This window comes from Pseudomonas sp. Lz4W (genome assembly GCF_000346225.2).
GTDB classification, from domain to species: Bacteria; Pseudomonadota; Gammaproteobacteria; order Pseudomonadales; family Pseudomonadaceae; genus Aquipseudomonas; species Aquipseudomonas paraversuta.
Genome location: NZ_CP017432.1, coordinates 2,782,670 through 2,797,407, shown reverse-complemented (window position 1 = coordinate 2,797,407; position 14,738 = coordinate 2,782,670). Strand labels below are relative to the sequence as shown.

At 60.9% G+C, this 14,738-nt stretch carries 11 protein-coding genes; 5 read left to right on the top strand and 6 right to left on the bottom strand.

The window, feature by feature from the left end:
- Positions 1-765: 765 nt before the first annotated feature.
- Positions 766-1,260, bottom strand: coding sequence for a DUF2938 domain-containing protein (locus tag B195_RS12815; protein ID WP_003445990.1), 495 nt, complete (start codon positions 1,258-1,260; stop codon positions 766-768).
- An 80-nt stretch (positions 1,261-1,340) separates the two neighbouring features.
- Here B195_RS12815 and B195_RS12810 point away from each other — a divergent pair, with 80 nt between their 5' ends.
- Both B195_RS12810 and B195_RS12805 read left to right on the top strand, forming a co-directional pair.
- Positions 1,341-1,745, top strand: a complete 405-nt coding sequence (locus tag B195_RS12810; protein WP_003445988.1) for a helix-turn-helix domain-containing protein — start codon at positions 1,341-1,343, stop codon at positions 1,743-1,745.
- A gap of 118 nt (positions 1,746-1,863) precedes the next feature.
- Positions 1,864-3,159, top strand: coding sequence for an EAL domain-containing protein (locus B195_RS12805; RefSeq protein WP_003445987.1), 1,296 nt, complete (start codon positions 1,864-1,866; stop codon positions 3,157-3,159).
- Positions 3,160-3,180: 21 nt separating this feature from the next.
- On the opposite strand, the gene B195_RS12800 is transcribed toward B195_RS12805, so the two are convergent.
- Positions 3,181-4,275 carry a lactonase family protein gene (locus B195_RS12800; RefSeq protein ID WP_238143929.1) on the bottom strand — a complete coding sequence of 365 codons (1,095 nt, stop codon included), beginning with the start codon at positions 4,273-4,275 and terminating at the stop codon, positions 3,181-3,183.
- 185 nt (positions 4,276-4,460) lie between these two features.
- Positions 4,461-5,363, bottom strand: a complete 903-nt coding sequence (locus B195_RS12795) for a LysR family transcriptional regulator (protein WP_003445985.1) — start codon at positions 5,361-5,363, stop codon at positions 4,461-4,463.
- Positions 5,364-5,469: 106 nt separating this feature from the next.
- On the opposite strand from B195_RS12795, the gene B195_RS12790 reads away from it, so the two are divergent.
- Together B195_RS12790 and B195_RS12785 are read left to right on the top strand one after the other, a co-directional pair.
- On the top strand, positions 5,470-6,855 hold the full coding sequence (locus tag B195_RS12790; protein ID WP_003445984.1) for an MFS transporter: 1,386 nt from the start codon (positions 5,470-5,472) through the stop codon (positions 6,853-6,855).
- Positions 6,852-8,126, top strand: coding sequence for a glucarate dehydratase family protein (locus tag B195_RS12785; RefSeq protein ID WP_003445983.1), 1,275 nt, complete (start codon positions 6,852-6,854; stop codon positions 8,124-8,126). Before B195_RS12790 ends, B195_RS12785 begins: the two co-directional genes overlap by 4 nt.
- 558 nt (positions 8,127-8,684) lie before the next feature.
- Here B195_RS12785 and B195_RS12780 read toward each other — a convergent pair.
- The 3 genes from B195_RS12780 to B195_RS12770 all read right to left on the bottom strand — a co-directional run bounded on the left by B195_RS12780 (position 8,685) and on the right by B195_RS12770 (position 12,875).
- Positions 8,685-10,367: an amidohydrolase gene (locus tag B195_RS12780; protein WP_003445976.1), complete on the bottom strand. Its 1,683-nt coding sequence runs from the start codon at positions 10,365-10,367 to the stop codon at positions 8,685-8,687.
- Positions 10,368-11,801, bottom strand: a complete 1,434-nt coding sequence (locus tag B195_RS12775) for an MFS transporter (RefSeq protein ID WP_003445975.1) — start codon at positions 11,799-11,801, stop codon at positions 10,368-10,370.
- 183 nt (positions 11,802-11,984) lie between these two features.
- The gene (locus B195_RS12770; protein WP_003445970.1) at positions 11,985-12,875 is read right to left on the bottom strand and encodes a LysR family transcriptional regulator; all 891 of its coding nucleotides are present in this window, start codon (positions 12,873-12,875) and stop codon (positions 11,985-11,987) included.
- A 113-nt stretch (positions 12,876-12,988) separates the two neighbouring features.
- Here B195_RS12770 and B195_RS12765 point away from each other — a divergent pair, with 113 nt between their 5' ends.
- A complete protein-coding gene (locus B195_RS12765) occupies positions 12,989-14,716 on the top strand; it encodes an acyl-CoA dehydrogenase family protein (protein ID WP_003445968.1) in 1,728 nt (575 codons plus the stop codon).
- Positions 14,717-14,738: the final 22 nt, after the last annotated feature.

Below are 14,738 nucleotides of genomic sequence, written 5' to 3'. Positions count from 1 at the left end.
CAGCGATGCAGACAACTCGGCATACCTGCCGGATTGCGGTGCTGCCATCGCGGGCAAGCCCGGCTCCCACAAAGGGTGGAGTGGTGTGGTTCCTCGGTACCTGTGGGAGCTGGCTCGCCAGCGATGCAGACAAATCGACATACCTGCCGGATCGCGGCACTGCCATCGCGGGCAAGCCCGGCTCCCACAAAGGGTGGAGTGGTGTGGTTCCCCGGTACCTGTGGGAGCTGGCTTGCCAGCGATGCAGACAACTCGACATGCCTGCCGGACCGCGGCGCAGCCATCGCGGGCAAGCCCGGCTCCCACAAAGGGTGGAGTGGTGTGGCTCCCCGGTATCTGTGGCAGCTGGCTCGCCAGCGATGCAGACAACTCGACATACCTGCCGGACCGCGGTGCAGCCATCGCGGGCAAGCCCGACTCTCACAAAGGGTGGAATGGTGTGGCTCCCCGGTATCTGTGGGAGCTGGCTTGCCAGCGATGCAGACAACTCGACATACCTGCCGGACCGCGGCACTGCCATCGCGGGCAAGCCCGACTCTCACAAAGGGTGATCTGTGGGAGCTGGCTCGCCAGCGATGCAGACAACTCAACATGCCTGCCGGACTGCGGTGCTGCCATCGCGGGCAAGCCCGGCTCTCACAAAGGGTGATCTGTGGGAGCTGGCTTGCCAGCGATGCAGACAACTCGCCATGCCTGCCGGACCGCGGTGCAGCTATCGCGGGCAAGCCCGACTCCCACAAAAGGTGATCGGTGTTGGTTGCTGTCTTAGAGGTATTTGACCAAGGCCAGGCCGGTTATATACAGCCCAAGGCCGAAGGTCAGGTGGGTGACCAGGCTTCTTTGTCGCGCCACCCAGGGTTTGGGGGTGTTTGCAGCAGCAATGCCCATGCCCCAGGCGGGTTGCATGATCAGCCAGGGCGCAGCGACGCTGATGACGCCGGTAATCAGGGCGGGCAGCAGGCTCGGGTGTTGGAGCCAGGCGCTGCCGGCAACGGCCACCAGTGCTGCGGCGAAAATGATGCCGGTCAGGTAGTGAAAAACCCAGCCCGCAAGGCGTTCATTGTGGGTTGGGGCGGCGGCTGCAATCGAGGTGTGACGGAATTGCCCCTGCAGCATATGCCCCAGCCAGCGGCCGACGAGCCGGTAGTCGAGGGACGGGATCTTGAAGGCGCGGGTTTTGATCGCGGCCACAAGGTCCATGAACAGGGTCGCGCCTATACCCAGGGCGGCTGCGTTAATAATGATTTCAACCATGGTCATTTCAATTATCCCTTGCCTGTCGTGTCTTCTGATTGCTTGAATTGACAAGTGTGCAAGTTCAAGCCGACTTGAGGTCAAGCATGAAAGAGCTGGTCATTGGAGAGGTGGTAAGGCGTTCGGGTGTCGCGGCATCGACTTTGCGCTACTACGAAGAGAAAGGGCTGATCCGCTCCATAGGACGACGGGGCTTGAGCCGGGTGTTTTGCGCGGATGTGCTGGAAAAACTGTCATTGATCGCGCTCGCCCAGTCACTGACTTTTTCACTGGATGACATCGCACATATGGTCAGCGCCGATGGCAGGCCGGCGCTTGATCGCGCGCAGCTGTTGGCAAAGGCCGATGAGCTGGAGCAGGTGATTGTCCGGCTCAGTGCCGCACGGGATGAACTGAGGCGTGCAGCGGTCTGCCCTGCGGCCAGTCATGTGGAGTGCCCGAGCTTTCAGCAGCTGCTGGAGACTGCCGCCAGGGGAGGATCAAAACATTGAGATGAGCCCGTGGAGTAATGCCCTCAAGGGTGCTTTACTCATTCTCTAACCGGCGATTCTCAACGATGGACAAGGCAGTCCGCGAGGTAGAAACAGCCTCTTCCCTTGAGGGCTTTACATGTCCACTGTGCCCGCCACACTGTTGATCGTTGACGATGAAGTCCAGATGCGCACCTTGCTCGACACCCTGTTGCTCAATCAGGGTTACTACACGCTTACCTCCAGTTGTGGCGCAGAAGCGCTGACTGTCGCACAGCAACACATACCGGATCTGATCCTGCTGGATATCAAAATGCCGGGCATGGATGGTTATGAAGTTGCCCGCCAGCTCAAGAGCAACAGTTTGACCGCCAATATCCCGATCATCATGCTTTCCGAGCCCGGGGATCAAAGTGCCCGCATCTCTGGCCTGGAGGCCGGGGCCGAGGACTTCCTCAGCAAGCCGGTGTCCAATACCGAACTGTGGGTGCGGGTGCGTAACCAGTTAAGGCTCAAGGCATTTGGCGATTTTCGGGTTGACCCTGTGCTGGAACGGCATGTTGAACAAGACTCCTCCGGGTTCGGTCTGAGTCATAAGGCCAGTACCGAGATCAACCGCACCAGTGCGATCGAGCATTTCACAGCGCTGGATATCGAGCAGCAGCAGATGCAAGCGGCATTGCGCGACGCGGTGCGCAAGCAGGCTCTGGATTTGGTTTACCAACCCAAAATCGGTCTGGCTGACGGTCAGATTTGCGGGGTGGAGGCGCTGTTGCGCTGGTACCGACCGGGGCTGGTGACTATCTCGCCGGGGGTTTTTGTTCCCGTGCTTGAGAGCCTGGGGCTCATCTCCGAGGTCGGGCAGTGGGTCATCGACACGGTGTGCCGGCAAATTGCCAACTGGCAGCGCGCCGGTCTGGATGTGGTGCCGGTGGCGGTGAACGTATCGGCCCAGCAGTTGCTCGAGGGCGACCTGATCCATGACATTCAGCAGTCCCTCGGCGCGCACCGGGTTGACGCCAAATGGCTGGAAGTCGAGCTCACCGAGAGCTCGCTGATGGTGAATACGCCGCGCACCATCGCCAGCTTGTTAAAACTCAAGGAAATCGGGATCAACATCTCCATCGATGACTTTGGCACGGGCTATTCGAGCCTGGCTTCGCTGGTGCGTTTTCCCATCGACAAGCTGAAAATTGACATCTCCTATATCCGCGAAATCACCCGTAACCCGCAGGATGCGGCGATTGCCCGCACCATCATTGAACTGGCCCGCAGTCTTGATATGAAAGTCATCGCCGAAGGCGTGGAAACCCGCGATCAGCTGGCGTTTTTGAGCGACAACGGTTGCGACCAGTTGCAAGGGTTCCTGTTTTGCCGGCCGTTACCCGCAAGAGAACTGGAACCCTTGTTGCGTGAACCCCGCAGCTTTATCTGAAGGCTCGCTGCCCGGGCAATATCAGGGGTAGCTCACCACCTGCACCCAGTTCGCGCCCTTGCCCGAAGGTGCAGTGGCGTGGCGCGAGAGGGTGCCGTCTTCAGGGTTAATGGCGTACACCCCGACCTGCGCGCTTTTCTCCCCGCTCACCAGCAACCATTGTCCCGATGGATCTAGCGCAATGCCCCGTGGTTGTTGCTCGACTTTAATGTTCTGCACAAAGCCGGGCAGCCCCGTCTTGCTGTCGATGGCAAACACGCTGACCGTGCTGCCAGTGCGCTCGGAGGTGTAGAGGTGGCGTGCGTCCGGGGTCAGCTTGATATCGGCGGCCCAGATCAGATTGGACGCCAGTGGCGGCGGGGTCGGCTGGCCGGGTTTGATCATCGGGCGGGCGACACCGCGTACCAGGCCGGAGTCCGCCGGTATTGCACTGACATCGCCGAGCTCGGTCAGGCGTCCGGTTTTCGGGTCGATGGCAAAGGTGGTGACGCTGCCGGCCATTTCGTTAAGCAAATAGAGGAAACGGTTGTCTGCCGAAATCACTGGATGACGCGGACCGCTGCCTTCAGGCAACTGAACCTGACCCAGGGGCGTGAGTTTGCCGCTGGCGGCATCGAATTTGAACTCCAGCAGGCGATCGGCGCCCAGATTGGCGGCGTACACAAAACGGTTGGTGCCATCGACAATGATCGAATGGGCGTTAGGCCCGGTCTTGATCACCTGCTGCACGTCATCGGTCACGATGCCGTCGGCATTGATCAAATTGACGCTGACCAGATCCTCGCCGTACGAGGCGCCAAACAGGTAGTGGCCGTTCTTGTCGGTTGAGATATAGGCCAGGCTGTCGGCCACGGTCGAGTTCTTCAGGTGCTTGAGCGCCCCGTTTTCAGGATCGATGGCGAAGGTGGCCATGGCATAGGGTTTGCCGCGAATGGACGCATAGAGCTTGCTGTGATCGGGGCTCAGGGCCAGGGGCATCACCCCCGGGCCGGCTTCGGTGGTGGCCAGGGGCTGCAGTTGACCCTGTGCAGTCAACGTATAACTGCTCAGGGTGCCATCGGTGGCGTTGGACACGTAGACATAGGTACTGGCCCAGCTCAGCTGAGTCAGGCTCATAAGCACGGCGCCAGTCAAGGTTTTCAGGGGCGTAGCTCGCAGCATCAGAAGGTTTCCTTATTGTTGTATGTTGTCGTACCTCTTGGTTGGATTGTTAGGTGGCTATCATTGTCCTGTCAATCAGTTTATGGGTGCTTGCGGTGCCCGTCAGGGTGCATCGCCGGTAGCGTCTTGTCCCTCAATGCCTACAGGCCCCAGCCGTCCCGCGCTGCCCGCCGTATCCCTTCCAGCAACATCGCGAATGCCGGGTTGTCATTGTTTTCGCGCCAGATCAGATGCAGTTCGCTCTGCACCCCTTCGCCCAGATCGATATCGCGAAACACCACATTCTTGAACGCCACGCTGGAGGCGCAACGCGGCACCAGGGCCAGGCCCATCGCCGCATTGACCAGCGCCAGAATGGTCAGTGACGAGCCCAGCCACTGCACGTACTGCGGGGTCACGCGGGCAGAGCGCAGGGTGCCGGTCAGCAGTTCGTTGAAGGGCGGGTAGGCGGCATGGGAGTACATCAGGAAGGGCTGTGCATCGAGGTCTTTGACATTCACGCTAGCAGCGCTGGCCAGTGGGTGGCTACCGGGCACCGCCAGCACGAACGGCTCGCGCACCAGGCATTCAGTGGCGTAGCCGGGCTCCAGCAGGGGCGCGCGGGCGATGCCAAGGTCGATGCGCCACGCGCGTAACGCTTCATGTTGCTGATAGGTGTTCATCTCTGACAGATCAATTTTGACCTGGGGCTGCTTGAGCCGGGCCTCGGCGATGACCTTGGGCAAAAATTCATACACTGCGCTACCGACGAAACTGATGTTGACCGTGCCAATGTCGCCTTCAGCGAAGCGCCGCGCGGTGATTGCGGCTTGTTGGGCGCGTTCCAGCAAGTTCTGGGCTTCGATGAAAAATGCCCGCCCGGCAGCGGTCAGGGCGACGCTGCGGGTGGTACGGGTGAACAGCTCGACTCCCAGGTGATGCTCCAACAGTTGAATCTGTCGGCTGAGGGGCGGCTGGGTCATATTCAGCCGCTCGGCGGCACGCCGGAAGTTGAGCTCGGTGGCCACCGTGGTGAAGCAACGCAGTTGGGTCAGTTCGAACATTGATCTAATTCCGGTATCAATCCAGTGCCAAGTTAGATTAGACCGGGAACAATGTCCGCGTCCATGATCGCCCTGTCCCTAAAAAAACAATGATCGGGAGTCCCCCTTGAATACCCTCCAGAGTCTGCCAGACCCCACGGTGCTTGCCCGCGCCGCGGCCAAGGTCAAGCGTCATGTCCTGCCCCTGTTTGTGGTGATGTTCATCGTCAACTACATCGACCGGGTCAATATCGGCTTTGTCCGCAGCCACCTGGAAACCGACCTGGGCATTGGCGCTGCCGCCTATGGCTTGGGGGCCGGGCTGTTCTTTATTGGTTACGCGATATTCGAAGTGCCCTCCAACCTGCTGCTGCAACGCTATGGCGCCCGCGCCTGGCTGACACGCATCATGTTTACCTGGGGCGCAGCGGCAATGGCGATGGCCTTTGTGCGCGGCGAAACCAGTTTCTATGTATTGCGCTTTATTCTCGGCGCCGCTGAAGCGGGGTTCTTTCCCGGGATCATTTACTACTTCACCCAATGGCTGCCGTCGACCGAACGCGGCAAGGCCATGGCGATCTTTCTCAGCGGCTCGGCCATTGCTTCGGTGATCTCGGGGCCGGTGTCCGGGGCGCTGCTCAATGTCAGCGGCATGAGCCTGCATGGCTGGCAATGGATGTTCCTGATTGAAGGCTTTGCCTCGATCGTGCTCTGTGCCTTCGTCTGGTTCTGGCTGCAGTCGCATCCACGCCAGGCGAAATGGCTGAGCGAAGAAGAGAAGGCTGCATTGCTGGGGGCCATTGCACTGGAGCAGCAGGCCCGGGAAAGCGTGCAGACGGTCAGGCCGTCGATGTTCAAATTGCTGGCCGACAAACAGATCGCGCTGTTCTGTTTTATCTATTTCTCGATTGCCCTGACCATCTATGGTGCGACGTTCTGGCTGCCGAGCATGATCAAAAAGATGGGCAGCTTCGGCGACTTTCAAGTCGGGCTGTTCAACTCGATTCCGTGGCTGATTTCCATCGTCGCGATGTACGGCTTCGCAGCTTTGGCCAGCAAATGGAAACACCAGCAGGCCTGGGTGGCGCTGACTCTGGTAATCGCGGCGCTGGGCATGTTCATGTCCACCATCGGCGGGCCGGTATTCGCCTTCGTTGCCATCTGTTTTGCGGCCATTGGCTTCAAGGCCGCCTCGGCTTTGTTCTGGCCGATTCCACAGGGCTACCTCGATGCGCGCATCGCTGCCGCGGTAATTGCCCTGATCAACTCCATCGGCAATCTGGGCGGGTTTGTGGCGCCCACCGCGTTCGGTTTTCTGGAGCAGAGCACCGGCTCTATCGAAGGCGGCCTGTACGGGTTGGCGGCCACCTCACTGGTGGCGGCAGCGGTGATCTTTTTTGTCCGTATGACCCCGCGCAATCAGTCCCTTGCCAGCCAGCCCGAGGCCTGCGCAGCCATTACCCCGTCCCGGCATAACCCTTTGAAAACTGATCCAGCAGGAGCCGCTTCTTGAAAATCCAACGCGTCACTGTCACCCCCATCGCTTTCCGGGACCCGCCGCTGCTCAATGCCAGCGGCATTCATGAACTCTTTGCCCTGCGCTCGATCATCGAGATCGAGAGCGACAATGGCTACATTGGCCTGGGCGAGAGCTACGGCGATGCTCCGGCACTGGCCATCCAGCAGCAGTTGCAGGAGCAACTCATAGGTCTCGATCCGTTCAATCTCAATCAGTTGCGGGCCATTGTGCAGGCCACAGTGGCGGCCAATAAACCGCGGAGCATGGCGGGGGCGGAACTGGCCCCCGGCTCCCATGCCAGCAAAGCGGTGAGCAACGCCTATTCGGCCTTTGAAGTGGCGTTTCTTGACCTGCAGGCGCATTACCTGAAGGTGCCGCTGGTGGACCTGCTCGGCGGCGCGGTGCGCGATGAGATTCCCTTCAGTGCCTACCTGTTCTTCAAATACGCCGAGCATATTGATTCACCCTACAAGGCCGACGCCTGGGGCGAGGCACTGAACGAAGCACAAATCGTCGCCCAGGCCCGGCGCATGATTGAGGACTACGGCTTCAAAAGCATCAAGCTCAAGGCCGGGACACTGCCCCCGGAGCAGGAAGTGGCGTGCATCAAGGCGCTGAAAAAAGCTTTTCCCGGCTACCCGCTGCGCATTGATCCGAATGGCAACTGGTCGTTACCAACGGCCATTCGCATGGCGCAATTGCTGGGTGACGATCTGCAGTATTACGAAGACCCGACCCCGGGTCTGGAGGGCATGGCCGAATTGCACCGGCGCACCGGCTTGCCACTGGCAACCAACATGGTGGTCACCGACTTCGATGAGTTCCGCCGCAGCGTGGCCCTCAACAGCACACAGATTGTGCTGGCCGACCACCATTACTGGGGCGGGCTGCGTGACACCCAGGTGCTGGCCAAAATGTGCCAGACCTTTGGTCTGGGCGTGTCCATGCACTCCAACTCGCATTTGGGCATCAGCCTGATGGCCATGGCCCATGTCGCGGCCTCGGTGCCAAACCTGGACTATGCCTGCGACACCCATTACCCCTGGCAGGAGCCGGACGAAGAGGTGATCAAGGGTGGCAAAGTGCCGATTGTCGACGGTTGCGTGAAAGTCACGCGGGCTCCGGGTCTGGGGCTGGAACTGGACTACGGGCAATTGGCCAGATTGCATGACCAGTTCCTCAGCTGCGGCATTCGCCAGCGCGATGACGTGAAGCAGATGCAGCGTTACAAGCCTGAGTGGAAGGCAGTCAAACCGCGCTTTTGATCGCTGCTACAGGTTGTGTGCAACGCCCGGGCATTGTGGGAGCTGGCTTGCCAGCGATGCAGACAATTCGACATTACTGCCGGACCGCGGTGCTGCCATCGCGGGCAAGCCCGGCTCCCACAAAGGGTGGAGTGGTGCGGCTGTCCGGTACCTGTGGGAGCTGGCTTGCCAGCGATGGCAGCACCGCGGCATGACTGCCGGCCCGCGGTGCTGCCATCGCGGGCAAGCCCGGCTCCCACAAAGGGTAGAGTGGTGCGGCTCCCCGGTACCTGTGGGAGCTGGCTTGCCAGCGATGGCGGTTAGGCCATCGCGAGGTAATCCAGGTTGGGCGCAACGCCCGGGCATTGTGGGAGCTGGCTTGCCAGCGATGCAGACAATTCGACATGACTGCCGGACCGCGGTGCTGCCATCGTGGGCAAGCCCGGCTCCCACAAAGGGTGGAGTGATGCGGCTCCCCGGTACCTGTGGGAGCTGGCTTGCCAGCGATGGCGGTGAGGCCACCGCGGGGTAATCCAGGTTGTGTGCAACGCCCGGGCTTGGTGGGAGCGGCCAGTAATATCAGTCGTGAGCCTGGTACACGGATTTACCCTCGACGATGGTTTCCAGCACTTTGATGTCCTTGATGTTCATCGGGTCGACTGTCGCAATGTCGTCCGACAGGACCACCAGGTCTGCGTATTTGCCGACCTCAATCGAGCCGCGCTCCTGCTCTTCGAAGTTCTGCCGGGCCGCGTTGATTGTGGTGGCGCGCAGGGCATCGGCCACCGGTACACGCTGCGCGGCACCCAGCACCTTGCCGCCGGTGGTCACCCGGTTCACCGCCGACCAGATCAGGCGCATCGGCTCCATCGGCACGATGGGGGTATCGGTATGGATGGTGTAGCGCAGGCCTCTGTCCTGGGCGGAACGGGCGGGGCTGATGCGCTCCGCGCGGTCCTTGCCGATGAATATATCGCGATGGCGGTCGCCCCAGTAGTAGGTGTGCAGCACGAAGAACGAAGGAATTATATTGAGTCGCTTGACCTCGTCGAGCTGATCTTCGCGCATCATCTGCGAGTGGATGATCACTTGCCGAGCATCCTCCCTCGGGTAGGTTTCCTGGGCCTTGCGATAGGCATAAAGCACATCGTCGATCGCCGCATCGCCATTGGCATGGATCATCATCTGGCGCCCGGATTTGTGCACGGCCAGCACCCGGGCTGCCAGCTCCTCACGGCTGAAACGGGGGAAGCCGCGGTAGGTCAGGTCGTTATTGAACGGGGTGTGGTAATGCTCGCTCAGGTAGCCTGTATAGCCTTGAATTGAACCGTCCGAAAACTCCTTGACTCCGCCGACCTTGATCATGCCGCTGGGCAGCGCAACTTGGTCCACCGCGTCCATGGTTTCCAGGCTGCTCCAGGTCATCACCCGGATAGGCAATTCTTTGGCCTGCACCGCATCTTCAAGCATTTTCAGCAGTGCCGGGGTGGTGCCGGCGCCGTGATTGGCGGTGGTCACGCCGTGGGCGGCATACCACTGGCCGGCAAGACGGATGCCTTCCCGTTGCAGGGGCTCGGTCAGGGCCGGGCGCAGTTTGCCCACCAGGGCCAGGGCCGACTCTTCCAGCACGCCATTGGGCTGGCCGTCGGCATCCTTGCGGATCACCCCGCCCGGCGGGTTGGGGGTACTGGCGGTGATGCCGGCCAGGGCCAGAGCGGCACTGTTGGCGACCGTGAGATGCCCCGAGACATGGGTGATGTAAATCGGCCGGGTGCTGGACACCCGGTCGAGATCGGCACGGGTCGGGTGGCGCTTTTCGGCCAGCAGGGTGTCGTCATAGCCGGCGCCGCTGATCCAGTCCCCGGGGCCGACCTTGGCCTGCTGGGCCTTGAGGCGCGCGACGATATCTTCGATGTTGCGCACATCGCCGATGGGCGGGCTGTTGAGGTCGGCGACAAAGGTCCCGGTGATTTTCGAACTGGCAAAATGACTGTGGGCATCATAGATCCCGGGGATCATGGTCTTGCCGTGCAGATCCACCACCCGGGTGTCGGGCCCGATGTAGCGGGCGAGGGCGTCGGACTCGCCCACCGCGAGGATTTTCCCGTCGCGCACCGCAACGGCCCGGGCCGTACTGTTGTCCTTGTCCACGGTCAGTACATTGGCATTGGTATAGACCACCTGGGCGTCGACTTTGGCCGGATCGGCGCTGGCGTTGACGGTCAGCGTGGCGAGCACTGCAAGCAGATAGTTGGCGTTCATTCAAATCCCCGGTGTATGGGTGGCTGCGATGGGTGTCAGGACATTTTTTGCCCCGGTGTCTGTCGCCGTACGCGGCTGCGACCGGGGTGCCGGGCCGCTATCAAGTGCCAGTTCATCGGCATCGGCCTGCTCGGCCGTCGACAGTTCTGAGGCCGTATGGCCAATACGCTTGAGCAGCATCAGCATGCACACCAGCGAAACCAGGGCGTAGCAGGCCGAGGCAATCGCCACGCCTATGATGCTGCCGGTGGAGTTGAGAATGCCCTGGGCCAGCACCGGGGTCGCACCGCCCACCAGCAATGAGCACAGTTGATAGGAGACCGACAGTCCGCTGTAGCGCACCTTGGTCGGGAAGGCCCGGGCCAGGATGCCGCCCACTGCACCGTAAAACATCGAATGGGGAATGGTCGCCAGGCACATGCCGAGCACGGCGATCCAGTAGATTTTGGTTTCCACCGCGAGGAACATCGCCGGCATCAGCAACAGCTCCGGGATCACCATAAAGGCCACGGCCTTGCGCATGTCGATCTTTGACACCAGCACCGCGCCGAACGGCTGGACCAGGAACTGCACCACCAGAGAAATGATGATCACGCTGAGAAAGGTGCTTTGGGCGTAGCCCAGTTCCTTGGTGGCCCAGGACAGGGCAAAGGTACTCTTGAAGTAAGTGACATGGATGATCGGCAGGACGCCGGCACACAGCAGCACAATCCGCCAGTGGTCGCGCAGCACGGCCACAACGGGCAGTTTGACGGTCTTCTTTTGTTCCATCAGGCGCTTCATGTCATCCGACTCTTCGAGCTTGAGACGAATCACCATGCCGACGATCACCAGTGCTGCGGAGAGCAGGAACGGAATGCGCCAGCCCCAGAGCATGAAGTCCGAGACCGGCAGGGCGCTGAGGGCGAAGAACACGATGGTCGCCAGCAGGTTGCCGGCGGGGGACCCCTGCTGGGCGAAAGCGGCATACAGGATGCCCTTGCCCTTGGGCGCATTCTCGCTGGCTATCAGAATGGCACCGCCCCATTCGCCACCCACCGCGATTCCCTGAATGACCCGCAGCACCACCAGTGCGATCGGGGCCCAGATACCAATTTGCAGATAGGTGGGCAACAGGCCGATGCAGGTGGTGGCCACGCCCATCATCACCAGGGTGATGACCAGGGTGGTCTTGCGCCCGATCTTGTCACCCAGGTGACCGAAGATAATGCCGCCTATGGGGCGCGCGATAAACCCGGCCCACAAAGTAAGAAACGACAGCATGGTGGCGGTGCCGGGGTTCAGGTCGGCGGGAAAGAACACTTTGCCGAACACCAGAGCAGCGGCAATGCCGTAGGCATAAAAGTCATACCACTCGATGGTCGTACCGATGAACGAGGCCACTCCGGCCTTGCGGGCTCTTTTGTGGGCGGCAACTTCCTGGGTGGCATTCATAGTTTTTTCCTGCTCATTATTATTGGTCTATGTCCTCTCCCGAACACCTGGAGAGGCTTGCACGGCACATCAGCCTCCAGGCGGGCGAGGAGGTCTGATGGCTGGAGCCTATACAGGCAGAATTGAAAAAAATAATGATTAAATTTTATTGTTTGATACGTGATTTCGTATCGTCGAAAGGCTTTAGCGGCAGTTCTGTTGCTGGGCCTTGAACAGCTCCAGCAGGCTTTGTGCCGCCGCCGAGGGCAACGTGGCCTGGCGAATGGCATGAATTTCGGAGTGCGCGCCGCTGCCGTTGATTTGGCAATAGTGCACCCCCTGTTTCCAGGTTGCAGCCAGGGTCTGGGGTACCAGCGCCACGCCCAGGTTGTAGGCCACCATAGACACCACGGTTTGCCAGAGCCGGGTTTCATGGCGGATTCGCGGACTGAAACCGGCGGCCACGCAGTGGGCAATGATCAGGTCGTGATAGTGGGGAGACACGTTGCGCGGGAACAGAATGAAATCTTCGTCCGCAAGGTCCTGCAGATCGATTCGCTCCTGACCCGCCAGCCGGTGCGAGTCGGGGAGGCAGCACAGGAACGGCTCGCGCAGCACCGGCTCGCAGCAGATGCTTTCGGGGAATTTGCTGCGGTGCACGAAGCCGATATCGATCTGCCCGCGCTGCAAGGCCTGGACCTGCTCGGCACTGTTCATTTCCATCAATACGATTTCGGTGTCGGGGTGCTGCTGCTCGAAAATCCTGACCGCCTGTGGCAGGCCGCGATGCAGGATCGAGTTGACGAAGCCGACACTCAGGCGCCCGACAAAACCCTGGGCCGAGCGCCGGGTCAGGTGCCTGGCCTGTTCGGCCCGCAGCAGCAGGTAGCGGGCTTCGTCGAGCAGCACCTGACCGGCATTGGTCAGACTCACTGACTTGTTGTTGCGGTTGAGCAACTGAATGTCGAGCTGGCTTTCGAGCTTTTTGATGTCGAAGCTCAGGGCTGGCTGGGAGATAAACAGGCGGGCGGCGGCTCGGCCAAAATGCAGCTCTTCGGCCACAGCTACAAAGTAACGCAGTTGCTTGAGATCCATGGGGATTGGCCTCGGCTTACGATAATTTTTGGTTATCGTAGTTGATTAACTTTGTATTAGATACTTATCGATGGCGACCCTACTCTTGGACCACAAGAATCAGGAGAACTGCCATGGATACCCAGCCAGACCGCGCCTACGACCCCTTGAATATCCCCGACAGCCGGGGGCTTAACCTGTTCGATTGCGATGCCGGGCTGGCCGCGCTGCTCAAGGTGTATCTGCCAGCCGCGGTCTATGACCACTGGCTGCCGATCTGGCGCAAACTGGGCGCCAGAGCCGGTGGCGAACTGGATCTGCTGGCGCTGTCGGCCGACAAAAATCCGCCGAAACTGTTGCCCCGCACCCGCCGTGGTGAAGACCTGCAAAGCATCCAAAAACACCCGGACTTCGTCGCGCTGGAGCGGGTGGCCTACGCCGAACTGGGCCTGGCTGCCATGAGCCACCGTGAGGACGGCACACTGGCGCTGTCGAAATACGCGCTGACCTACCTGTTTGTACAGGCCGAGTTCGGCCTGTGCTGCCCGGTGAGCATGACCGATTCCCTGACCCGCACCCTGCGCAAGTTCGGCTCCCCGCAACTGCAGGCGCGTTACTTGCCGTCGCTGGTGTCCCAGGATTTCGACAGTCTGTTCCAGGGCGCCATGTTCATGACCGAGCAGGCTGCAGGCTCCGATGTGTCGCGCACTGAAACCCGGGCCCGGCAGATCGATGGCGAGTGGCAGTTGTTCGGGGAAAAGTGGTTTTGCTCCAACCCCGATGCTGACCTGGCCATGGTGCTGGCCCGTCCCGACGATGCGCCATCGGGCATGAAAGGGGTCAGCCTGTTTCTGCTGCCCAAGCTGCGCCCGGACGGCTCGCGCAATGCCTACCGGATTCAACGGCTCAAGGACAAACTTGGCAGCCGCTCCATGGCCAGTGGCGAAATCACCCTTGAGGGCGCCACGGCGTATCTGATCGGGGAGGTCGGGCGCGGGTTCCAGCAGATGGCCGACATGATCAACATGTCGCGTCTGTCCAACGGCGTACGTGCGGCCGGGCTGATGCGCCGGGGTATCAACGAGTCGCTGTACATTGCCCGTAACCGCCGGGCTTTTGGCCGGCACCTGATCGAAATGCCCTTGATGCAGCGCCAGTTGCTGAAAATGATGCTGCCCACCGAACAGGCTCGTTCGATGTTCATGCAAATTGCCACGCTGCTGCCCAAGGCCGATGCCGGCGACGAGGCCGCCCGCAAATGCGTGCGCATCCTCACGCCGCTGATCAAATTCCGCGCTTGCCGCGACGCCCGCCGGGTCACCGGCGATGCCATGGAAGTGCGTGGCGGTGTGGGTTACATCGAAGAATGGAGCGATGCCCGACTGGTACGCGACGCCCACCTGGGTTCGATCTGGGAAGGCACCAGCAATATCGTGGCGCTGGATATCGCCCGTGCCGTGACCCGCGAGCAGGCGCTGGAACCCTTGCAGCTGTTTCTCGCCAACCTGCTGGCCGAAGCGCAGTTGCCTGCGGCCAGCCAGCGTCTGTTCGAGGGCGTGCTGCAACGCACCGTTGCCAGAGTGGCCGAGGTGGCCCATGAGCAACGGGACGAGCAGGTGCGGTTGGCGGGCAGCGCGCTCTATCACATTGCCACGGCGATATTCATGGCCTGGGAAAGCAGCCGGCAGGCGGGTGATTACCGGCGTCTGGCTCTGGCGCACCTGTTGCTGCAACACAAGCTGTTGCCACGGGACCCGCTGAGCCCGGAGCCGGAAATCGAGGCCGGCCTGCTGGCGCGTCTGGCCAATGAAAGCCCGCTGACGCAAGCCGACGCCCTGCAGCTGTTACCCAAAACCCTGTAGGAGCGAGCTTGCTCGCGAGCAT

Excerpts from the sequence above, each read along its gene's own strand:
- B195_RS12815 (WP_003445990.1), bottom strand. The coding sequence starts at position 1,260 with ATGACCATGGTTGAAATCATTATTAACGCAGCCGCCCTGGGTATAGGC.
- B195_RS12810 (WP_003445988.1), top strand. The coding sequence starts at position 1,341 with ATGAAAGAGCTGGTCATTGGAGAGGTGGTAAGGCGTTCGGGTGTCGCG.
- B195_RS12805 (WP_003445987.1), top strand. The coding sequence starts at position 1,864 with ATGTCCACTGTGCCCGCCACACTGTTGATCGTTGACGATGAAGTCCAG.
- B195_RS12800 (WP_238143929.1), bottom strand. The coding sequence starts at position 4,275 with ATGAGCCTGACTCAGCTGAGCTGGGCCAGTACCTATGTCTACGTGTCC.
- B195_RS12795 (WP_003445985.1), bottom strand. The coding sequence starts at position 5,363 with ATGTTCGAACTGACCCAACTGCGTTGCTTCACCACGGTGGCCACCGAG.
- B195_RS12780 (WP_003445976.1), bottom strand. The coding sequence starts at position 10,367 with ATGAACGCCAACTATCTGCTTGCAGTGCTCGCCACGCTGACCGTCAAC.
- B195_RS12775 (WP_003445975.1), bottom strand. The coding sequence starts at position 11,801 with ATGAATGCCACCCAGGAAGTTGCCGCCCACAAAAGAGCCCGCAAGGCC.
- B195_RS12770 (WP_003445970.1), bottom strand. The coding sequence starts at position 12,875 with ATGGATCTCAAGCAACTGCGTTACTTTGTAGCTGTGGCCGAAGAGCTG.
- B195_RS12765 (WP_003445968.1), top strand. The coding sequence starts at position 12,989 with ATGGATACCCAGCCAGACCGCGCCTACGACCCCTTGAATATCCCCGAC.